The sequence below is a fragment of the Massilia sp. LMS1-1-1.1 genome (assembly GCF_040815535.1).
Classification (GTDB): Bacteria; Pseudomonadota; Gammaproteobacteria; order Burkholderiales; family Burkholderiaceae_D; genus Janthinobacterium; species Janthinobacterium aestuarii.
On record NZ_JBFPNG010000012.1, the window covers coordinates 269032 to 287136 of the forward strand.

General features: G+C 64.2%; 15 protein-coding genes and 2 pseudogenes. 7 read left to right on the forward strand and 10 right to left on the reverse strand.

Annotated features, from left to right (window positions below; translation table 11 throughout):
* The first annotated feature begins 178 nt into the window (after positions 1-178).
* Positions 179-2452 (forward strand): TonB-dependent hemoglobin/transferrin/lactoferrin family receptor, encoded by a 2274-nt coding sequence (locus MRBLMS1_RS11185; protein WP_485879455.1) that lies wholly within the window; start codon positions 179-181, stop codon positions 2450-2452.
* Positions 2453-2658: 206 nt separating this feature from the next.
* Here MRBLMS1_RS11185 and MRBLMS1_RS11190 read toward each other — a convergent pair whose 3' ends face one another.
* The 3 genes from MRBLMS1_RS11190 to MRBLMS1_RS11200 all read right to left on the reverse strand — a co-directional run bounded on the left by MRBLMS1_RS11190 (position 2659) and on the right by MRBLMS1_RS11200 (position 6589).
* The gene (locus MRBLMS1_RS11190) at positions 2659-4017 is read right to left on the reverse strand and encodes a diguanylate cyclase domain-containing protein (RefSeq protein WP_485879456.1); all 1359 of its coding nucleotides are present in this window, start codon (positions 4015-4017) and stop codon (positions 2659-2661) included.
* A 290-nt stretch (positions 4018-4307) separates the two neighbouring features.
* Entirely contained in the window at positions 4308-5501 is a 1194-nt protein-coding gene (locus tag MRBLMS1_RS11195; RefSeq protein ID WP_128139910.1) for an aminotransferase-like domain-containing protein, read from the reverse strand.
* Between the two features lie 176 nt (positions 5502-5677).
* Positions 5678-6589 (reverse strand): DMT family transporter, encoded by a 912-nt coding sequence (locus MRBLMS1_RS11200; protein ID WP_485879457.1) that lies wholly within the window; start codon positions 6587-6589, stop codon positions 5678-5680.
* 137 nt (positions 6590-6726) lie between these two features.
* Between MRBLMS1_RS11200 and MRBLMS1_RS11205 the strand changes: the two genes are divergently transcribed.
* The 3 genes from MRBLMS1_RS11205 (at position 6727) to MRBLMS1_RS11215 (ending at position 10941) form a co-directional block, all read left to right on the forward strand.
* The gene (locus MRBLMS1_RS11205) at positions 6727-8160 is read left to right on the forward strand and encodes an aminotransferase-like domain-containing protein (protein WP_485879458.1); all 1434 of its coding nucleotides are present in this window, start codon (positions 6727-6729) and stop codon (positions 8158-8160) included.
* 89 nt (positions 8161-8249) lie between these two features.
* Positions 8250-10169: a molecular chaperone HtpG gene (htpG, locus tag MRBLMS1_RS11210; protein ID WP_485879459.1), complete on the forward strand. Its 1920-nt coding sequence runs from the start codon at positions 8250-8252 to the stop codon at positions 10167-10169.
* 208 nt (positions 10170-10377) lie between these two features.
* Positions 10378-10941: a TetR/AcrR family transcriptional regulator gene (locus MRBLMS1_RS11215; RefSeq protein ID WP_485879460.1), complete on the forward strand. Its 564-nt coding sequence runs from the start codon at positions 10378-10380 to the stop codon at positions 10939-10941.
* Between the two features lie 15 nt (positions 10942-10956).
* Here MRBLMS1_RS11215 and MRBLMS1_RS11220 read toward each other — a convergent pair whose 3' ends face one another.
* The gene (locus MRBLMS1_RS11220) at positions 10957-11373 is read right to left on the reverse strand and encodes a hypothetical protein (protein ID WP_485879461.1); all 417 of its coding nucleotides are present in this window, start codon (positions 11371-11373) and stop codon (positions 10957-10959) included.
* A gap of 80 nt (positions 11374-11453) precedes the next feature.
* Here MRBLMS1_RS11220 and MRBLMS1_RS11225 point away from each other — a divergent pair, with 80 nt between their 5' ends.
* Entirely contained in the window at positions 11454-12083 is a 630-nt protein-coding gene (locus tag MRBLMS1_RS11225; RefSeq protein WP_485879462.1) for a TetR/AcrR family transcriptional regulator, read from the forward strand.
* Here the strand turns inward: MRBLMS1_RS11225 and MRBLMS1_RS11230 are convergent.
* From MRBLMS1_RS11230 to MRBLMS1_RS11245, 4 genes and pseudogenes are all read right to left on the reverse strand, one after another.
* Positions 12080-12781 (reverse strand): DsbA family oxidoreductase, encoded by a 702-nt coding sequence (locus MRBLMS1_RS11230; RefSeq protein WP_485879463.1) that lies wholly within the window; start codon positions 12779-12781, stop codon positions 12080-12082. The genes MRBLMS1_RS11225 and MRBLMS1_RS11230 overlap by 4 nt on opposite strands.
* A 61-nt stretch (positions 12782-12842) precedes the next feature.
* Positions 12843-13175, reverse strand: coding sequence for a carboxymuconolactone decarboxylase family protein (locus MRBLMS1_RS11235; protein ID WP_139092567.1), 333 nt, complete (start codon positions 13173-13175; stop codon positions 12843-12845).
* 63 nt (positions 13176-13238) lie between these two features.
* Positions 13239-13559: pseudogene (locus MRBLMS1_RS11240) on the reverse strand (OsmC family protein); the annotation flags it as partial.
* 12 nt (positions 13560-13571) lie between these two features.
* Positions 13572-14666: pseudogene (locus tag MRBLMS1_RS11245) on the reverse strand (alkene reductase); the annotation flags it as partial.
* Positions 14667-14831: 165 nt separating this feature from the next.
* Here MRBLMS1_RS11245 and MRBLMS1_RS11250 point away from each other — a divergent pair.
* Positions 14832-15197 carry a hypothetical protein gene (locus MRBLMS1_RS11250; protein ID WP_485879464.1) on the forward strand — a complete coding sequence of 122 codons (366 nt, stop codon included), beginning with the start codon at positions 14832-14834 and terminating at the stop codon, positions 15195-15197.
* On the opposite strand, the gene MRBLMS1_RS11255 is transcribed toward MRBLMS1_RS11250, so the two are convergent.
* Positions 15174-15905: an alpha/beta fold hydrolase gene (locus MRBLMS1_RS11255; protein WP_485879465.1), complete on the reverse strand. Its 732-nt coding sequence runs from the start codon at positions 15903-15905 to the stop codon at positions 15174-15176. The two genes, MRBLMS1_RS11250 and MRBLMS1_RS11255, sit on opposite strands and share 24 nt — an antisense overlap.
* Before the next feature lie 134 nt (positions 15906-16039).
* On the opposite strand from MRBLMS1_RS11255, the gene MRBLMS1_RS11260 reads away from it, so the two are divergent.
* Positions 16040-17077 (forward strand): hypothetical protein, encoded by a 1038-nt coding sequence (locus tag MRBLMS1_RS11260; protein WP_485879466.1) that lies wholly within the window; start codon positions 16040-16042, stop codon positions 17075-17077.
* 1 nt (position 17078) lies between these two features.
* Here MRBLMS1_RS11260 and MRBLMS1_RS11265 read toward each other — a convergent pair whose 3' ends face one another.
* On the reverse strand, positions 17079-18104 hold the full coding sequence (locus tag MRBLMS1_RS11265; protein ID WP_485879467.1) for a leucine-rich repeat domain-containing protein: 1026 nt from the start codon (positions 18102-18104) through the stop codon (positions 17079-17081).
* Position 18105: the final 1 nt, after the last annotated feature.

The window sequence follows — 18105 nt, forward strand, 5'->3', positions numbered from 1 at the left end:
ACTTATCCGGTGACTGCAGTGCGCCGCCGGCCATGCGCCGGCGGCGTGTCCGCGCGGGCAGAGTTCGCCGCAACGCTTCCTTCAACGCCGCCGCTTGATCGTGCACCGCTGTCCTCTGCCCCTGCATTTTTTCATTCCACAAGCATCGAGCAGCAAGCAAACCCAGGCAAGGATAGCGATGAAGAGCAGCAGCAAACAACGATTGACCCCGCTGGCGGCCGCGCTGGCGCTGGCATTGGGCGGCGCGCACGGCCACGCGTGGGCGGCGGCGATGGCCGACAAGGCCGAGAAGGCCGACGCCGTGCAGATGCCGGCCATCAGCGTGTTCGGCGACGCCATCAGCGCCGGCACGGCCGGACGCTCGTATATCAACAGCGCCGACATCGAACGCCAGCAGGCCGACAATGTCGCGTCCCTGCTCGACACCTTGCCCGGCGTGGACCTGGCCGGCACGGCCCGTCCCAGCGGCCAGAGCCTCAATATCTGGGGCTTCAATAAAGTGCAGGACGTGAAAGTCATCCTCGATGGCGTGCCCAAGGGCTTCGAGAAATACCGCCAGGGTTCCATCTTCATCGAGCCGGAACTGATCAAGCAGATCGAAGTGAACAAGGGTGCGCATACGAGCTTGTATGGCAATGGCGGTTTCGGCGGCGTCATCACGGTCGAGACCAAGGATGCGCAGGACTTGCTGGAAGACGGCGAGAAAGCGGGCGCCATGCTCAAGTACTCGCGTCACTCGAACAATGGAGAAAACGATGCCACCGTGGCCGTCTATGGCCGCACGGAAGATGGCCGTTTCGATGCGATGGCCTTCACCACGCAGCGCAAGTCCGACGATTTGCGCAAGCCCGATGGCAAGCCATTCCGCTTTTCCGCCATCGATGCGCCATCGAGCCTGGCCAAGCTGAATATCCGGCTGACGCCGGAGCAGCTCTTGACCCTGACGGCGATGAAGAGCGGCAGTTCGGGCTGGGGCCCGTTCGCCGCCATGGGCGAGGACGTGCCCACGCCGACCGAGGCGGAAATCAAAAAATATGGACTGGAAGAGGCGTGGCAGCGCAAGGCCGTGTACCGCGACCAGGACGACGATACCTATTCCGTGAAGTGGCAGTACGCGCCGCAGAACAACCGATGGATCAAGCTGACGGCCAGCGCCGGCTATTCGCACACGGACCAGCATGACAAGCGTTTGCCGTCCGCTTCGCTCGGTTCCTACCTGGGGTCACTGGGCAACGAGAGCTGGGCTTCGTACGTGGACCGCATCGCCGAGGTGCGCAACGAAAGCGTGTTTAGCACGGGCGCCGTGTCGCACGTGCTGCTGACGGGCCTGCAATGGCACAAGAACGTGCGCGACACTCTGATGTACTACCCGTCGTCGACGGCGCTGAAGGACCCCAGCTACAACTATGGCTACTTCCAGCCCTACTACATGCCGGCCGGGCGCCAGGAAACCACGGGCCTGTATCTGCAGGATGCGATGACGTATGGCGACGTGACGGTGACGGCGGCCCTGCGCCACGACAGAGTCGTTTCCGAGGGCGTGCCGAACAAGGCATCGCGCTACAACAGCACGCTGGCGGCGGCTGGCCACGACTTCAGCGAAAAGGCGCACGAAGACTGGTCGCCCCGCCTGGGCCTGTTCTGGAAGGCGTCCAGCACGCTGGCCTTGTTCGGCGACTTGAGCCGCAGCTGGCGCGCGCCGACGATCGACGAGATGTATTCGAATGAATACTATGTATCGGCCAGGCAGGGTTCATCGACGCCGGGTACCAGCCGCGACCTGGCCGTCGAGCGCGTGACGGCCGTGCGCACGGGCGTCATGCTGCACCGGCAAAACGTGTTCATGGAACGCGACGACGTGCAGTTGCGCCTGACGGCGTACCAGAACCGCGTCAGCGACAATATCGGCCCCCGCCTGGGTATCCTGATCGAAGGCTATGTGCCGGGATCGGGCAAGGTGCCGCCGGCCCTGTCGTCCTACCGCAACCTGGCCGGTTTCCGCACGCAGGGCGTGGAGGTCGAGTCTTACTACAATTCGCCGCGCCTGTTTGCCAGCGCGTCGCTGTCGAAGCAGCGCGGCACGCGCACCGGTTCCCAGCGCGACCCGTGGGGCCAGGACGAAGCCGTGTCGACCATCGCGCCCGATAAATTGATGGCGGGCCTGGGCTGGCGCATGCCCGACCTGGGCGCCAGCATCGGCTGGCAGGGCCGCTTCGTGGCGAAGCAGGAGCGCGTCTTGCCGGTGGGGAATGTGTACCGCCTGCCGCCATCGAAAGGCTATGCGCTGCATACCGTGTTTGCGTCGTGGAATGGCCGGCAAGGCATGTGGCGCGGCACGGAGGTGCGGCTGACGGTTGATAATGTCTTCAACCGCAATTACATGCCCTATTTGAGCGAAGCGGTTACCGGCGTGGGGAGGAATGCGAAGTTGAGCGTGTCGCGTAAGTTTTGACCAGTTTTAAGAATGGCGGGCCGGAGACGCGGGCCTGACAAAATGCCGATGGCGGCGTTGCAGCTTCCTTGCCGTACTTGCGTACTGTCTGCGTCGCTGCGCCTTGCCCTCGACATTTTTCAGGCTCGCTTGGCCCGGAGTGCCTTTTTTTGTGACTTGGGCCTACTCTTTGTTCGCTGCATGTTCAGTTAGACTTCCTTCAAACGTCAACGTAACACCAACGCCTTGACCGTTTCCCAGGCCGTGCTGCCCGAGTGCGTGGCGCGGACCTGGTTGCGGCCCGCTTCCTTGGCCACGTACAGGGCGCGGTCGGCGGCGACGAACAGGGCTTCGCGGTCGTCCAGCTGGTGCGGGCGGATGGTGGCCACGCCGATGCTGACGGTGATCCATGGGGAAGTGCTTGAGCGCGGGTGCGGCAGTTGCAGCGCCTCGATGCCGGCGCGGATGGCCTCGGCCAGGTGCAGGGCGCTGTCGGCATCCGTGTCGGCGAACAGCAGCACGAATTCCTCGCCGCCGTAGCGGGCCGCCAGGTCGCCGGAGCGGCTGGCGTGGGCGGCGATCGCTTGCGCCACTTGCTGCAGGCAGATGTCGCCGGCCGGGTGGCCCAGGCTGTCGTTGTACAGCTTGAAGTGGTCGACGTCGAGCACCACCAGCGACAGGGCACCGCCGCCGCGCACGGCGCGCTGCCACTCTTTTTCCAGGAAACTGTCGAAATGCCGGCGGTTGGCGATCTGCGTCAGCGGGTCGAGATAGGCGGCGCGCTGCAGCGCGTCTTCCGACTGCTTGTGGTGCGTGATGTCGTGCAGCAGGCCGATATACAGGGGCTGGCGCAGATACATGGGCGTGAGGGTCAGGTCCATGCTCAGCGCCGCGCCGTTGCGGTGGCGGATCGCCACTTCGCGCGTGCCGTGGTTGTGCGCTTTTTCCGGATTGGCTGCGTGCATGGCGAAGTAATCGAGGTATTCCTGCGTCACGAGGGGGCTGAGCAGCTCGCCGATGAAGCGCCCGGCCAGTTCGTTTTCGCGGTAGCCCAGGTACTGGTCGCAGGCCGGGTTGGTGTACTGGATGCGGCCATCGGCCTCGATGATCAGCAAGCCCTCGGCCATGTTGTTGACGATGGTGCGCAGGCGCTCGGCCTGTTCCTGCTGGGTTTCATTATTGCTGCGGATTTTCAGCTGGGCGCGCACGCGCGCGCACACTTCGGCCATGCGCAGCGGCTTGCTGATGTAATCGACGGCGCCGCAGTCGAGACCGGCCACCACGTCTTCCGTTTCCGTCTTGGCGCTCATGAAGATGACGGGGATGCGCTGCGTCAGCGGATGCTGCTTGAGGCGGCGGCATGTTTCGATGCCGTCCATGTCCGGCATCAGCACGTCGAGCAGGATCAGGTCGGGCTGGGCGCGCTGGGCGATCGCCAGCGCCCGCTCGCCGGACGTGGCGACATAGGTTTGATAACCCTGTTCGCTCATCAGCTTGCGCAGCAGCTCAAGGTTGGCCGGCGCATCGTCGACAATCAAAATGGCGGCTTCATACCGCTGGGAATGCTCCACACTGCCTGGACTCATTGCTTCCGGCCTTCTCGATGTACTCTGCGCTGCCTGCGTTTGCTGCATATTCGGTGATGCTGACCGGGTTCAAATCTGATACAGCGGTCAAATCATACCGCCTCGCCATTTTTTTGGGTGAAAAAATCGATGTTGCACGAGCAATGAAAGTATTATTTTTATGATATTTTTAAAAATAAATACACGCAATTGCTATCATGAAAGCGGTTTTTAGGCGGAAAAGACGCGTGCCCCTGGTGCAGGGGCAGCGGGGGAGACGCCCCGCGTCAGGCGGGGCGTGGAGAGTGCAATTACATTTTTGCGGCGATCAGTTTGCCCAGGATGGCGATGCCCTCGCGGATGCGTTCCGGCGGCACCGTGACGAACGACAGGCGCAGGGTGTGCGTGTCCGGCGTGTTCGCGTAGAACGGCGCGCCCGGCACGAATGCCACTTTATTGGCGATGGCTTCGTCAAGCAGTTTCATCGCGTCGATGTGTTTCGGCAGGGTGACCCAGATGAACATGCCGCCTTCCGGCTTCGTCCACGTGACGCCGGCCGGAAAGTGTTCTTCCAGCGCCGACAGCATGGCCTGGCACTGGTTGCCATACAGGCTGCGGATGCTGGGAATATGCCGGTCCAGGAAGCCATCCTTGATCACTTCATGCACGACCATCTGCGTCAGCTGCGACGTGTGCAGGTCGGCCGCCTGCTTGGCCAGTTCCAGACGGCGCACGAGCGGCATCGGCGCCACCACGTAGCCGAGGCGGATGCCGGGCGTGAGCACCTTCGAGAACGAGCCCATGTAGATGACGCCGTCCGGGTTCATGTTGATCATCTTCGGATACGGCTCGCCGCTGTAGCTGAGGGCGCCGTACGGATCATCCTCGATCAGCGGCAGGCCGTGGCGGGCGCAGGTTTCCACCAGTTCCACGCGGCGCGCCACGGAAAGGCTGCGGCCCGTCGGGTTCTGGAAGTTCGGCAGCGCGTACAGCAGGCGCGCGCCATCGGCGACGGGGTTGATCGACGCCGGCACCAGGCCTTCGTCATCGGTATCGACGGAAACGAATTCGGGACGGTAGACGGAAAACGCCTGCAGGGCGCCCAGGTAGCTGGGGGTTTCCACCAGGACCTTGCTGCCTTCGTCGATCAGGACCTTGCCCAGCAAGTCCAGCGCCTGCTGCGAGCCGGACGTCATCAGCACTTGCTCGGGCAGGATGGTGCTGCCATTACTGGAGAGCGAGTCGGCGATCCACTGGCGCAGCGGCAGGTAGCCGTCGGTGGGGCCGTATTGCAGGGCCACCTTGCCATTGTTCGACAGGACCTTGTCGAAGGCGGTCTTCATTTCTTCCACGGGGAAGGTGGCGGGCGAGGGCAGGCCGCCGGCAAACGAGATGATCTCGGGACGCTGCGTGATCTTCAGGATTTCGCGGATGAACGAGCTTTGCAGCTGTTCCGCGCGTTCGGCAAAGCGCCATTGGATCGGATTCGGATTTTCAATTTTCATACGAGTCTCACGGAAGATGCCGAGCTGCGCCGGCTGGATTTGTTGGCCCGCTTGTGGCGGTGCGTTCGCAAGCGGCGCCGGATAGGCGCCGCCATGGTGCTGCGGTATTGTACGGCTTGCACGCCGCTGTGCCCATCCGCACGCGCCACGGCGTTGCAAATGGGCGTCAAGAAACCTTACTTGAGCTTGCGTCCGATGGCCACCACGGCGATCACGGCGCCGGCAAACAGCAGGCTTTCGCCCGTCAATGGCTCGTGCAACAGCACGGCCGCGCCCACCAGGGTCAGGAAGGGCTGCAGCAGCTGCGTCTGTCCCACGCGCGCCACGCCCCCCAGCGCCATGCCCCGGTACCAGAAAAAGAAGGCGATAAACATGGAAAACACGGAGATGTAGGCAAAACCCAGCCAGGCCGCGCCGCTGGCCTGCGCCATCAGCGCGCGCTGGGGCCACGCGTTCCACAGGACCACGGGCAAGACAAAAGGCACGGCCAGCAGCAGCGCCCAGCAAATCACATGCTGGCCCGGCATGGCTTGCGCCAGGCGTCCACCTTCCGCATAGCCGAGTGCGGCCAGCAGCACGGCGGCAAAGATCAGCCAGTCGGCCACGTGGAAGCTGCCGCCGCCCTGGCGCAATGCGAACGCCACCACCAGCGCCGTGCCGAGCAGGGCCATCAGCCAGAAGCCGACCGAGGGGCGTTCCTTGCCGCGCAGTACGGCAAACACGGCGGTGGCCAGCGGCAAAATGCCCACCAGCACGGCGCCGTGCGAGGCGGGCAGGCTGCGCATGGCGATCGACGTCAGCCACGGGAAGCCCACCACGCAGCCCAGCGACACCAGGGCCAGCGGCAGCCATTGTTCGCGGCGCGGCAGCGGTGCGCGCTGCTGCCACAGCCACAGGCCGGCCAGGCAGGCGGCGACCAAGGCCCGGCCCAGGGCGACAAAGGTGGGATCGAGTTCGGCCACGGCCAGCCGCGTAAAGGGCAGGGTCAGGCTGAAGAGGGCGACGGCGATCAAGCCCAGCAGCAGGCCTTTGCGGTCGGCGCCGAGGCGCAGGGAATGGCTGGGGGAAGGTGTGGCGTGCGATGGCATGGCTGTCCTGGTGCGGGTGGTGTGGAATAAAGGCGGGCAGATGTGGATGAATGCGCCCGGTACTGCTATCCTAGGGTGCAATAGCAATACAGTACAAATACACTTTCACGCATAATTCCACATACTGTCATGGTCATATGAGCAATACACCCGCCTCTCCGTCCCTGCCCTTGCTGTCGCGCGCCTCGGGCGAAACCCTGATCGACCAGATCGCGCGTTCGCTGGCGGCGCGCATTGATGACAAACTGCTGCGCGGCGGCGCCCGCATGCCGTCGATCCGCCAGTGCGCGGCCAGCCTGGACGTGTCGTGCGCCACGGTGGTGGCCAGCTACGACAAGCTGGTGGCGCGCGGCTACCTGGAATCGCGGCGCGGCGCGGGCTTTTTCGTGCGCGAGCGCTCGCCCCTGAACACGCCGGCGGCGCCCGCTGGCGCGCAGGAAGCAGCGGCGCAGCCGATGGACGTCGTGTGGCTGATCCGTAATATGTTCCGCCAGACGCCGGCCATTCCCGCGCCCGGCATCGGCATGCTGCCCGCCGAGTGGCTCGATGGCGACCTCGTGGCGCGCGCCTTGCGCGACGTCAGCCGCCAGCCCGGCAGTTTGCTGCTGGGCTATGGCATGCCGCAGGGTTTCTTGCCGCTGCGCCAGCAATTGCAGCTGAAGCTGGCGGGGCTGGAAATCGCCTGCCCGCCCGAGCAGATCGTCACCACGGTGGGCGTGATGCAGGCGCTGGACCTGGTGGCGCGCGAGTTTGCCCGCCCCGGCGACACCATTTTCGTCGACGACCCCGCGTACTGGCTGATGTTCGGCGCCTTTGCCGCCATGGGCGTGAATGTCATCGGCATCCCGCGTCTCGGCGATGGCCCCGATATCGCCGTGCTGGCGGAACTGGCGGCCCTGCACCGTCCCAAGCTGTACGTGATCAACTCGGTGCTGCACAACCCCAGCTCGACGTCGCTGTCGGCGGCCAAGGCTTTCCAGGTGCTGCGCCTGGCCGAACAGCACGATTTCCTCATCGTCGAAGATGACATCTATTGCGACATGCACCCGGGCGGCGCGGTGCAGCCGGCCACGCGCCTGGCCGCGCTGGACCAGCTGCGCCGCGTGATTTACCTGGGCGGCTTTTCCAAGAGCCTGGCGGCGAACCTGCGCGTGGGCTTCATCGCCACATCAAATGAGCGGGCGCAGCGCCTGGCCGACCGCAAGATGCTGGCGACCCTGACCACCAGCGACATCGGCGAAAGGGTCGTGTATAAAATCCTCTCGCAGGGGCTGTACCGCAAGCATGCGGAGCGCCTGCGCGCGCGGCTCGACAAGGTGCGCGAGGGCACGTACCGCAAGGTCGAACAGGCGGGCTTGCGCTTCGATCCCGCGCCGGCCGGCATGTTCGTGTGGGCCGATGCGGGCTGCGACACGAATGTATTGGCCGAAAAGGCGCTGGCCGAGGGGCTGGTGCTGGCGCCGGGCAGCCTGTTCTCGCCGCGCCAGCTGCCGTCGACCCGCATGCGCCTGAACCTGGCCACGGTGCAGGACGAGCGGGTGTGGGCGTTTTTCGCCCGCGCGCTGGGCTAACACAGCACATTTTCCGGGTGCTCTTGAAATCGCATGTACCATCCCCAACTCCGTAGAATCCGTCCCATCCACAAGACTATGAGGTAAAAATGGCTGTCTCCGAAAAGCAAACCCTGGGTTTTCAGACCGAAGTGAAGCAAATGCTGCACCTGATGATCCATTCCCTGTACTCGAACAAGGAAATCTTCCTGCGCGAATTGATTTCGAACGCGTCCGACGCGGCCGACAAATTGCGCTTTGAAGCGATCGATAACGACGCCCTGTATGGCAACGATCACGAATTGAAGATCGAGGTCAGCTTCGACAAGGATGCGCGCACCATCACCATTTCCGACAACGGCATCGGCATGACCCGTGACGAGGCGATCTCGCACCTGGGCACCATCGCCAAGTCGGGCACCAAGGAATTCTTCGGCAAGCTGTCGGGCGACCAGCAGCAGGACGCGGCCCTGATCGGCCAGTTCGGCGTGGGCTTCTATTCGGGCTTCATCGTCGCCGACAAGATCACCGTCGAAACGCGCCGCGCCGGCGCGGACGCCTCCGAGGGCGTGCGCTGGGAATCGGCCGGCGAAGGCGATTACAGCATCGAGAACATCGAAAAAACGGGCCGTGGCACGGACATCATCCTGCACCTGCGCGAAGGCGAGGACGAACTGCTGTCGAGCTGGAAGATCAAGTCCATCATCCGCAAATACTCGGACCATATCTCGCTGCCGATCGTGATGCAGAAAGAAGAGTGGGACGACGAGAAAAAAGAAACCGTCCTGAAAGACGAATTCGAAACCGTCAACCAGGCCAGCGCCCTGTGGGCCCGCAACAAGGCCGACATCACGCCGGAACAGTACGACGAATTCTACAAGCACGTGTCGCACGACTTCCAGTCGCCGCTCACGCACACGCACAACCGCGTGGAAGGCCGCAGCGAATACACGCAGCTGCTGTACATCCCGGCCAAGGCGCCGTTCGACATGTGGGACCGCAACAAGCGCGGCGGCATCAAGCTGTACGTCAAGCGCGTCTTCATCATGGACGATGCCGAGCAGCTGATGCCGACCTACCTGCGCTTCGTGCGCGGGGTGATCGACTCGGCCGACCTGCCGCTGAACGTGTCGCGTGAAATCCTGCAGGAGTCGCGCGACGTCAAGGTCATCCGCGAAGGCTCGACCAAGCGCGTGCTGGGCATGCTGGAAGAACTGGCGAACGCGGACGAGCAGGACAAGAAGGACAAATACGCCGTCTTCTGGAAAGAATTCGGCCAGGTGCTGAAAGAAGGCATCGGCGAAGACGCGGCCAACAAGGAACGCCTGGCCAAGCTGCTGCGCTTTGCGTCGACCGCCAACGACAGCGACGAGCAAATCACCTCGTTCGCCGACTACGTGGCGCGCATGAAGGAAGGCCAGGACAAGATCTATTACGTCACGGCCGACAATTACGCGGCCGCGAAAAACAGCCCGCACCTGGAAATCTTCCGCAAGAAGGGCGTCGAAGTGCTGCTGCTGACGGACCGTGTCGATGAATGGATGCTGTCGTTTATTCAGGACTTCGAAGGCAAGGAACTGGTCTCCGTCGCCAAGGGTGGCCTGGACCTGGGCGCGCTGGAAGACGAAGCGGAAAAGAAAGAGCACGAAGAAACGGAAACCTCGTACGCCGACCTGGTTGGCAAGATGAAGACCGTGCTGGCCGACAAGGCCAAGGACGTGCGCGTCACGTTCCGCCTGACCGATTCGCCAGCCTGCCTGGTGGCCGATGAAAACGAATTGTCGGGCAACCTGCTGCGCATGCTCAAAGCGGCTGGCCAGAGCGCGCCGGAATCGAAGCCGATTTTGGAAATCAACCCGAACCACCCGCTGGTGACGCGTCTGAAATATGAAGATGCGGAAGGCGGCAAGTTCGGCGATTGGGCCAACATCCTGTTCGACCAGGCCATGCTGGCCGAAGGCGGCTCGCTGGCCGACCCGGCCAGTTTCGTGAAACGCCTCAACGAATTGCTGCTCAATTCGGCGAAGTAATTCCTTTGCCGTGGTACGTAGGTCGGATTAGCGCAAGCGTAATCCGACACGGCGGCTGATGTATCCAGGCCGGCCCTTTCCTCGTGAAAGGGCCGGCTTTTTTCATGCGCATGCCCCAAGCCCTGGCCGCGGCGACTTCAGGCATAATTGCCCCTTGTTGAATTTAATCCATCAATGGCCGGCATGGCCGTTGATGCAGGAGCCTGTCATGTCAGTGAGTACCCGCGACGCCCTTTTGAAAAGTGCAGAGATCCACCTGCGTTCGAAAGGCTACGCCGCTTTCAGTTATGCCGATTTGTCGGAAGAAATCGGCATACGCAAGGCCAGTATCCACCATCATTTCCCCACCAAGGAAAACCTCGGCGTGGCCTTGATCACGCAATATATCGAGGTCTTTACCGCGAAGCTGCAGGCGATCGATGCGGCGCATGCCGATCCGGTCGAACGCCTGCGTGAATTCGGCGGGCTGTTCCTGGCCAGCGCCAACGACCATTTGCTGCCGCTGTGCGGCGCGCTCGCGGCCGAAATGGCGGCGCTGCCCGAATCGCTGCAGGCCCTGGGTAGGCAGCTGATGGCGCAGCAGCTGGACTGGATGGAAAGCAATCTCGTGCAGGCGGCGCAGCTGCATGGCTGGACCTTGCGGAAAGCGCCGAAGGATTACGCCTTCATGCTGCTCAGCGCTCTGGAAGGCGCCAGCTTTATCGGCTGGGCCCTGGGGCCATCGACCGATCCGCTGGCCGCTTTCCATTACATGCTCGACAATCTGGCGTAGCGCGGGCCAGCCCGCTCAGGAAAACAGGGCGGGCTTGGCGATCATGAGCGCGCAGATGCTTACAAACACGGCCAGCTTGATGCACAGCCAGGTTTTCAGCCTGGCGCCCGCCTGCGCGTATCCCTGTTCCACTTCTTCTTCCACCTTGTCCGCCCAGAAATGGTCGATGGCTTGCGCGCCGATAAAAAGCGCGAGGGACAGCTGCATCCAGCCCATGTGCAGCCAGGCCCATTCTTGCTGGTACAGCAGGACCAGCCCGCCGGCAAGCAGTATCCAGCCTGCGACGGCGATCTGCTGATGGAGCTTATGCAAGGTGTCGCGGCCGGCAGGCTCGCATATCAGGTTCAGCAGGCGCGGCGTCAGCATCATCGGGCCGATGAAGGCGATGGCGGCGACAACGTGCAGTATCAGCAGGAATGTGTAGGTGTGCATGGCGTTCTCGTATCGGCAAGGACGGTTGTTTGTGGAACGTTTAGAATAAGTTTTACTACCCACTTCCGCTACTCGCATTCATGGCAAAAACTGCAGCGCATGCGGAACCCCGCAAGCGGCCATCCCAGGCCAGATCGGCTGCCACCGTCGCGGCGATGGTGGAGGCGGCTGCTCGCATTATCGAGGTGCGGGGCTGGGCCGCGTTGACGACGAATCACGTTGCCGAGCTGTCCGGCGTCAGCATCGGCTCCCTGTACCAGTACTTCCCGTCGAAAGAGGCGCTGCTGGCCGAACTGGTACGCCGCGAACGCGCAGTGCTGCTGCACGACGTGGGTCTAGCCATGGCGCTGGAGGGTGAATTGCCGTTCGCGATAGAGCAAGGTGTGATGGCCGGCCTGGCGCACCAGTTCAGGCGGCCCGCGCTAGCCCTCGCGCTGGAATCGGCGCCGTCGTCGCCATCCTTGCAGCGTGAGGACGAGGCCTTGCGGCAGGCGCTATCGGGCCAGCTCGCAGGGCTGCTGGCGCGTCATGGCATAGCCGATCCGGATATGGCCGCCGCTGACGTGATTGCGCTATGCCGCGGCATCATCGACGCCGCGGCGTTGCGGGGAGAAACGGATATGGCGTCGCTTGCGCGGCGCCTGGGGCGCGCGGTCCACGGCTACCTGGACACGGCGGGATCTGCCAGGGAAGCCGCCGCCAGCGCTTAAGGCAGGATGCAGCCGTCCAGGCCACACATTTCCCCGGCCGATGCGGCCAGATTCTCCTGGGACCTGGCATGCATTTTTTCCAGTGCCTGCAGGAATACCTCTTGCGGCTGTGCGCCGGAAATGTGCGCTCCATTGCCGAAAACGAACAGCGGCACGCCGGAAGCGATGCGCGAGGCGCTGCGCTCATCGTCCTGCACCTGCTGGCGCAATTGCGGTGTCGACCACGCGCGCTGCACCGCCTCGGCAGGCACGCCCGCCTGCGCCGCGAGCAGGGCGAGGGAATCGCGGTCGAACAGCGATTTTCCGTGCGAAATACTCTGCGCATACAGCACTTCGACCAGGCGCTGTTGCAAAGCCTCGTCGCTGACGGCCTTGACGAGCATGTGCGCGTCCATGGTGTCGCCAAACAGCATGCTGTCGAAGCGGTAGTCCAGGCCTTCGGCCGTTCCATGCGACTGCACCGAATACAGCATGCCCTCGGCGGCCATCGGATCGCGAAATTTTTTCAGCAAGGCTGCCTTGATCGGTTCGGCCTGATGGTTCGGTGCGATGCGGTAAGCGCGCAGCCTGACCTGCACGGCGTCCCTGTGTTCGAAAGCGGCAAGGGCCTTCTCGAAGCGGCGCTTGGCGATCCAGCACCAGGGGCAGACGAAATCGGACCAGATGTCGACGACCAGCGCTTGTGTGTTGTTTTTCATGGTTGCTCCTTGAGTGGCCGGCCCGGCGTGCACGCATGCCAGGCCGGCTGATGCGGCAGTATCAAGCCTTGTCGAACGCGTCCAGCACGTGGGTGCTGTACACAACGGCGGCGCCGGCATTGAGGTTGATCGCCACGCCGAGCGCCTCGCCAATTTCTTCCACGGTCACGCCCAGTTTCTTGGCGGCGGCAGCGTGGAAGGCGATGCAGCCGTCGCAGCGCGTGGTGACGGCCACTGCCAGCGAGATCAGTTCCCGCGTTTTCGCATCGAGATGGTTGGTCTTGTCGCCGGCGCCGCCCAGTGCGGCGATGCCTTTCATGGTGTCGGGCGTCAGTGCGTTCAATTGCAACGCACGTGTGTTGATGTCTTGCCGAGCTTGTTTCCAGTCTTCCATGATTTCCTCGCTATGTAGGCGCTTGCGCGCGGGTTGGTGGCTAGATGATTCCCGGGATGGGTATCAGGCCTCGATTACTTCCAGGGTGGGCAGCATGCGGATGGCCTTCGAGAAATTGGCCAGGTTGACCGACGTTTTGGTGACGGCCTGGTGCAGCGCCTCGACGCGCTCGCGCGAGGCATCCGTGCGCAGCCGCACCACGTAGCTGACTTCGTCGTAGCCGGGATTGACGTTCTCGTCCAGGCCGAGGAAGCCGCGCAGGTCCAGCTTGCCGTCCGTTTCGATTTCCAGGCTGTGCACGGTGATGCCCATGGCCGCCGCATTGGCTGCGTAACCGACTGACAGGCAGGCGTTGAGGGCGGCCATCAGCAGTTCTTGCGGATTGGGCGCCGCGCCATACGCGGGATAGTCGGTATAACCGTGGGACGGGGCGCCGCTGGCGCCGTAATAGGTCGAACGGTCGCTGTCGGCCAGCGGCCAGTTGTTTTGCATGCGCTCCACCAGATCCGGGTTGGAGATGAACGGCATGCCGAAGGCGATCAGGTCGAGGTCGCCTTTTTCCAGCTCGCTGCGCGCCAGTTCCTGCGTGAAGCCGCCCGCGCCGATCAGGGTGCCGTGATAGTCCTGGCGGAATTGCGCGCCAAAGCCGGCTGGCACTTCCGCCGCCGTGATGGTCGGCTGGTAGTTCAGGTGCACATAGGCCAGCTGCCTCGTATCGAGTGCCTGCGCCACGCTGCTCCACACCTGCGCTTCATCGGCATAGGCGCGCATGTCGTACAGGCGGCCGAATGGGGAGATGCGCACGCCGACCTTGCCGCTGCCGATGGCGGCCGACAGGGCGTCTATGGTCTCGAGCAAAAAGCGCTGGCGGTTGGCGATGCTGCCGCCGTACTGGTCGGTGCGCGTATTGACGGCGCTGCTGAGGAACTGGTCGAACAGGAAGCCGTTGGCCGCCATGATCTCGATCCCGTCAAAGCCAGCGTCGATAGCGACTTTTGCCGCATGCACGAAGTCGGCGGTGACGCGGGCGATTTCGTCGACGCTCAGCGCGCGCGGCACGCTGGGCAGCACCGGTCCCGCCTTGCCCGGTTCGATCCAGGCGTAGACGGTGGTGTTTTCCGCCGCCACGTCGCTGGGGCCCACGGGCGCCGCGTTGCCAGGCTGGATCGATACGTGCGACATGCGGCCCACATGCCACAGCTGGGCGAAGATCTTGCCGCCCTTGGCATGCACGGCATCGGTGACCTGGCGCCAGCCCTGGCCCTGCGTGCTGCTGTAGATGCCGGGCGTGTACAAATAGCCGCGGCCTTCATCGGAGACGGGCAAGCCTTCGGTGACGATCAGGCCGGCCGAGGCGCGCTGGGCGTAATACAGCGCGGTGAGCGCATCGGGATTGTTTTCGAGCGTGCGCGTGCGCGTCATCGGCGCCATGACGACGCGGTTGGCCAGGGAAATGCCGGACAGGTCATAAGGGGTGAACAGTTGATGCATGTGATGCCTCGCAAAGGTCGAATGCGCCGTGGCGCGGAAGGATTGCCGGGTGAAATACCGGGTTCGAAATAAGTCTACCATCTAGTAGGTAGACAAGTCAACCGGTCGCATTGCCGGCAAAATCGCTATGATGCGGCTTTGCACGGGACGATACGGATGATGGCCATGAAGAAGCGCCTGATGGCGGGCCTGGGCGCGCATGCGCTGGGCTGCCTGTTGTTTATTGTGTTGAGCTGGCTGGGATTTTTCCTGTACACGCAGCTGTTCGGCAGCCTGGGCTCGCGCGGCGTTGCCGGCGGCCTGGCCCTGCTGCTGGTGTTTTACGTGTACGCGGGCACGAATCTGCTGCTGGCGCTGCTGCCGCCCGGCTGGTGGAAGCCTGCGTTGTGCGCCTTGCTGGGCGCGGCCGTGCTCGCGTATCTGCTGCCCCAGCATCCGCTGCGGGCGATCTACTTCAGTGTGCTGGCGGGCGGCTTGAGCTGGCTGGCCGTGCTGGCCAGCGCGCGGTTAAGCGGGTATCTGCGCGGCTGACAGGCCCGTAATAAAAGCGGCGACGGCGATGGCGGCCGCTTCCGGCGCCGCCTGCAGCAGCATGTGCGGCGCGGCGATGTCGACCAGTTGCGCGCCCGGCGCCTGCCGCAGTATCTGCACGGCGTTCGCGGGCGGCACCAGGCGGTCGTGGCGGGCGCGCAGATACAGCACGGGCAGGCTGCCGCGCGCGAAGCTGCGCGTGGCGTCCGTTTCCAGTACGGCGCGCAAGCGTTGGCGCAGCGTTGCCGGTGGCACTTGCGCCAGCGCAGCGGCCAGTTCATTCTGCAACTGCGGCGTGGAGAAGGGCGCCAGCAGCGCCTGGCGCAGGGCGAAGCCGGGCATCGTGCCGAAGGGCACGAGGCCCAGCAGGTGGCGCAGCGGCGCCAGCACCGGGCGCGGATTGCGCACGAACGAACAGCACAGGACCAGGGCGCGCATGCCGGGCGGTGGATCGGCGCGCAAAGCCGCCCCCAGCGGTCCCGAAAACGATTCGGCCAGCACGACGAAAGGGCGGTCCCGCGGCAAGCGTTCGCGCACGAATGCTTCCAGCGCCGCATAGTCGAGTGGCGCGGCCGGGTAGGCGATGGCCAAGGTATCGATGGCGCTGTGCGCGCGCAAGGCGGCGTCGAAATGGTGGAACAGACTGGCCGTGCCATCCATGCCGGGCAGGAGGACAAGCAGGGGCGAGGCGTGGGTTGATGTCGTCATTGCGGCCATCATAACAGCCGCGCCGGCGCACGCGCCGTCCGCCAGCCGCACGGCATGGGGGCTGGCGCCATGCTAGAATCGCCGGCGCGCCATGCGTGGCCGCAAGAGCGGCCAAATCCCCGACAGACAGAATCATGCATATCATTTTTTCGAATTACCGCACCCTGGGCGGCGCCTTGCTGGCAGCGGCCTGCATCCTTTCCCAGCCCGCCCGCGCCACGGCGGCGCCCTCTGCGCCGGCCGGGAAAAGCCTGTCGTCCTTGCTGGCCGGCGGTGCCTTGCCGCGCCTGAGCGAAGACCCGCAAGTGCGCGCGGCCCTGTTCGATTTCTTCGGTTACGCGCGCGGCAGTTACACGGAGGACGATGAATTGCTGCTGGCGCAGGCGCTCGAAGCGATCAGCGAAAAGCGCGACGCCACGCGCACCGTGCTGGCCGATGGCCGCCAGTTGCTGGCGTCGATGAATGACCGCAAGCAGGGCCGCGAACGCGGTGCCATGCTGCTCGACAAGCGCGGCACCATCATCGCCTTTGGCCTCGTCAATGGGCATTGCCGCCTGGAGGGCCAGCCGCTGGCGAAAGTCTGCAATCCCGATCCGAATGCGGTGCTGACCGTGTTCCACCGCAAGGGCATGCTGGTCGGCGATGCGGCGCCCTTGCTGGCCTGGGCCCGGCAATTGCCGCCCATGCTGGCGCTGATCGCGGGCGACAAGGAAGCGGGCGCCGACGGGCAAAAGATCGCCACCGTCGAATATGTGCTGGCGCAGCCGGCCCTGCCGGGCTGGAACCGCACCCAGTTGCCGCCCGCGTATCCGCCGGCGCTGCTGCCGCTGCTGCTCGATAAATCGACGGTGCTGACGTCGGCCGGCGCGGGCGTGTTTGCCTATCCGCTGACGCTCAAGGGCAAGAAACAGAACAATGTGCTTGACCATGCCGAAGGCCGCCCGCCGCGCGACCTGGAAGTGGCGCTGCGCAGCTATGCCAGTTTCGACACGGTGGTCGAGCGCTACCGCCAGCTGGCCAAGGGCGCCAGGCTGCAGCGCAACGAACGCACGGCCTACCTCGATGGCAACATGGGGCAGGGCAGCTACCGCGTCTACATCCGCAACACGGGCGCCGATGGCGTGATGATCGACGTGGCCTTGTGGCAGCGCAAGCTGGCCGCCAGCCGCTGATCTAGCAGGGGCCTGGCTGCTCGTAGCCCAGTTGCGCCAGCTGCGCGGCGATGGCGTCGTCGCGGGTTTTTTTGCCCGTGCGCAGGCGCGCATGCGTGAGGGACGCGGGCAAGCCATGCGCCAGCAAGGCGTCTATGTCGAGCATGGTTTCGGATGCCGACAGCTGGCGCAGGGCGGGCAAGGCGGCGAGGCCGGGCAGGCTGTCGAGCGTCTTGCAGGTGTGCAGATGCAGGCGTTCAAGCACGGGATTGGGCCCCAGCGCGATCTGCCGCAGCTTGATCTGGTCTTCCACCCATAGCGCCTGCAGCAGCGGGAAACGGCCGATGTCGCCCAGGGTTTCCAGGCCGCGCACGCGTATCACTTCCAGTTTCCGCAACAGGGGCGCCTCGATGTGCGCGAGCGATTCGCGCCCGCCCAGCTGCAACAGCAGCCGGTCCAGGCGGGCCATCTCCGAGATGAAATCGAGCGCTACCTTGTTCTTGATGCGGTACAGCGACAGCTCGTGCAGCGCCGGCAGGCCAGCCACAGTGTCGATATGCTGGTCGTGGCCCTCGATGACCAGGCTGGCCAGCTGCGTGTAGTGGCGCAGCGGGGCCAGGTCGATATTGTTTTTGGCCGACTCGCCCAGGTTCAGGTATTCGAGGCCGCGCAAATTATCGAGCTGCAGGATGTCGGCCTGCGCCAGCTTGTACACGCCCAGGCTCAGGCGCTTCAGGTGGCGCAGCTCGCCCAGGGTTTCCAGATGGATGGCTTGCCAGTGGCAATCGATGGACAGGCTGGCCACATGCGGCAGCGCGCGCAGGATGCGGGCATCGAACACCCTCGGGTCGTAACCGTAGATGCGGATGGTCAGCGCCGTGCCGCAGGTGGCGGCCAGGGCGTCGAGGTCGGCCAGCAGCGGCTCCGGCTCGCCCAGGGTATCGAACTGCACCAGTACCTGCTGGCCGCCCGCGATGGCGGTGCGGATCGCCCTGGCGTCGATGCGCCCGGGGTTCTGGATGCGTAGCGGCTGTGTTGCTTGTGTCATG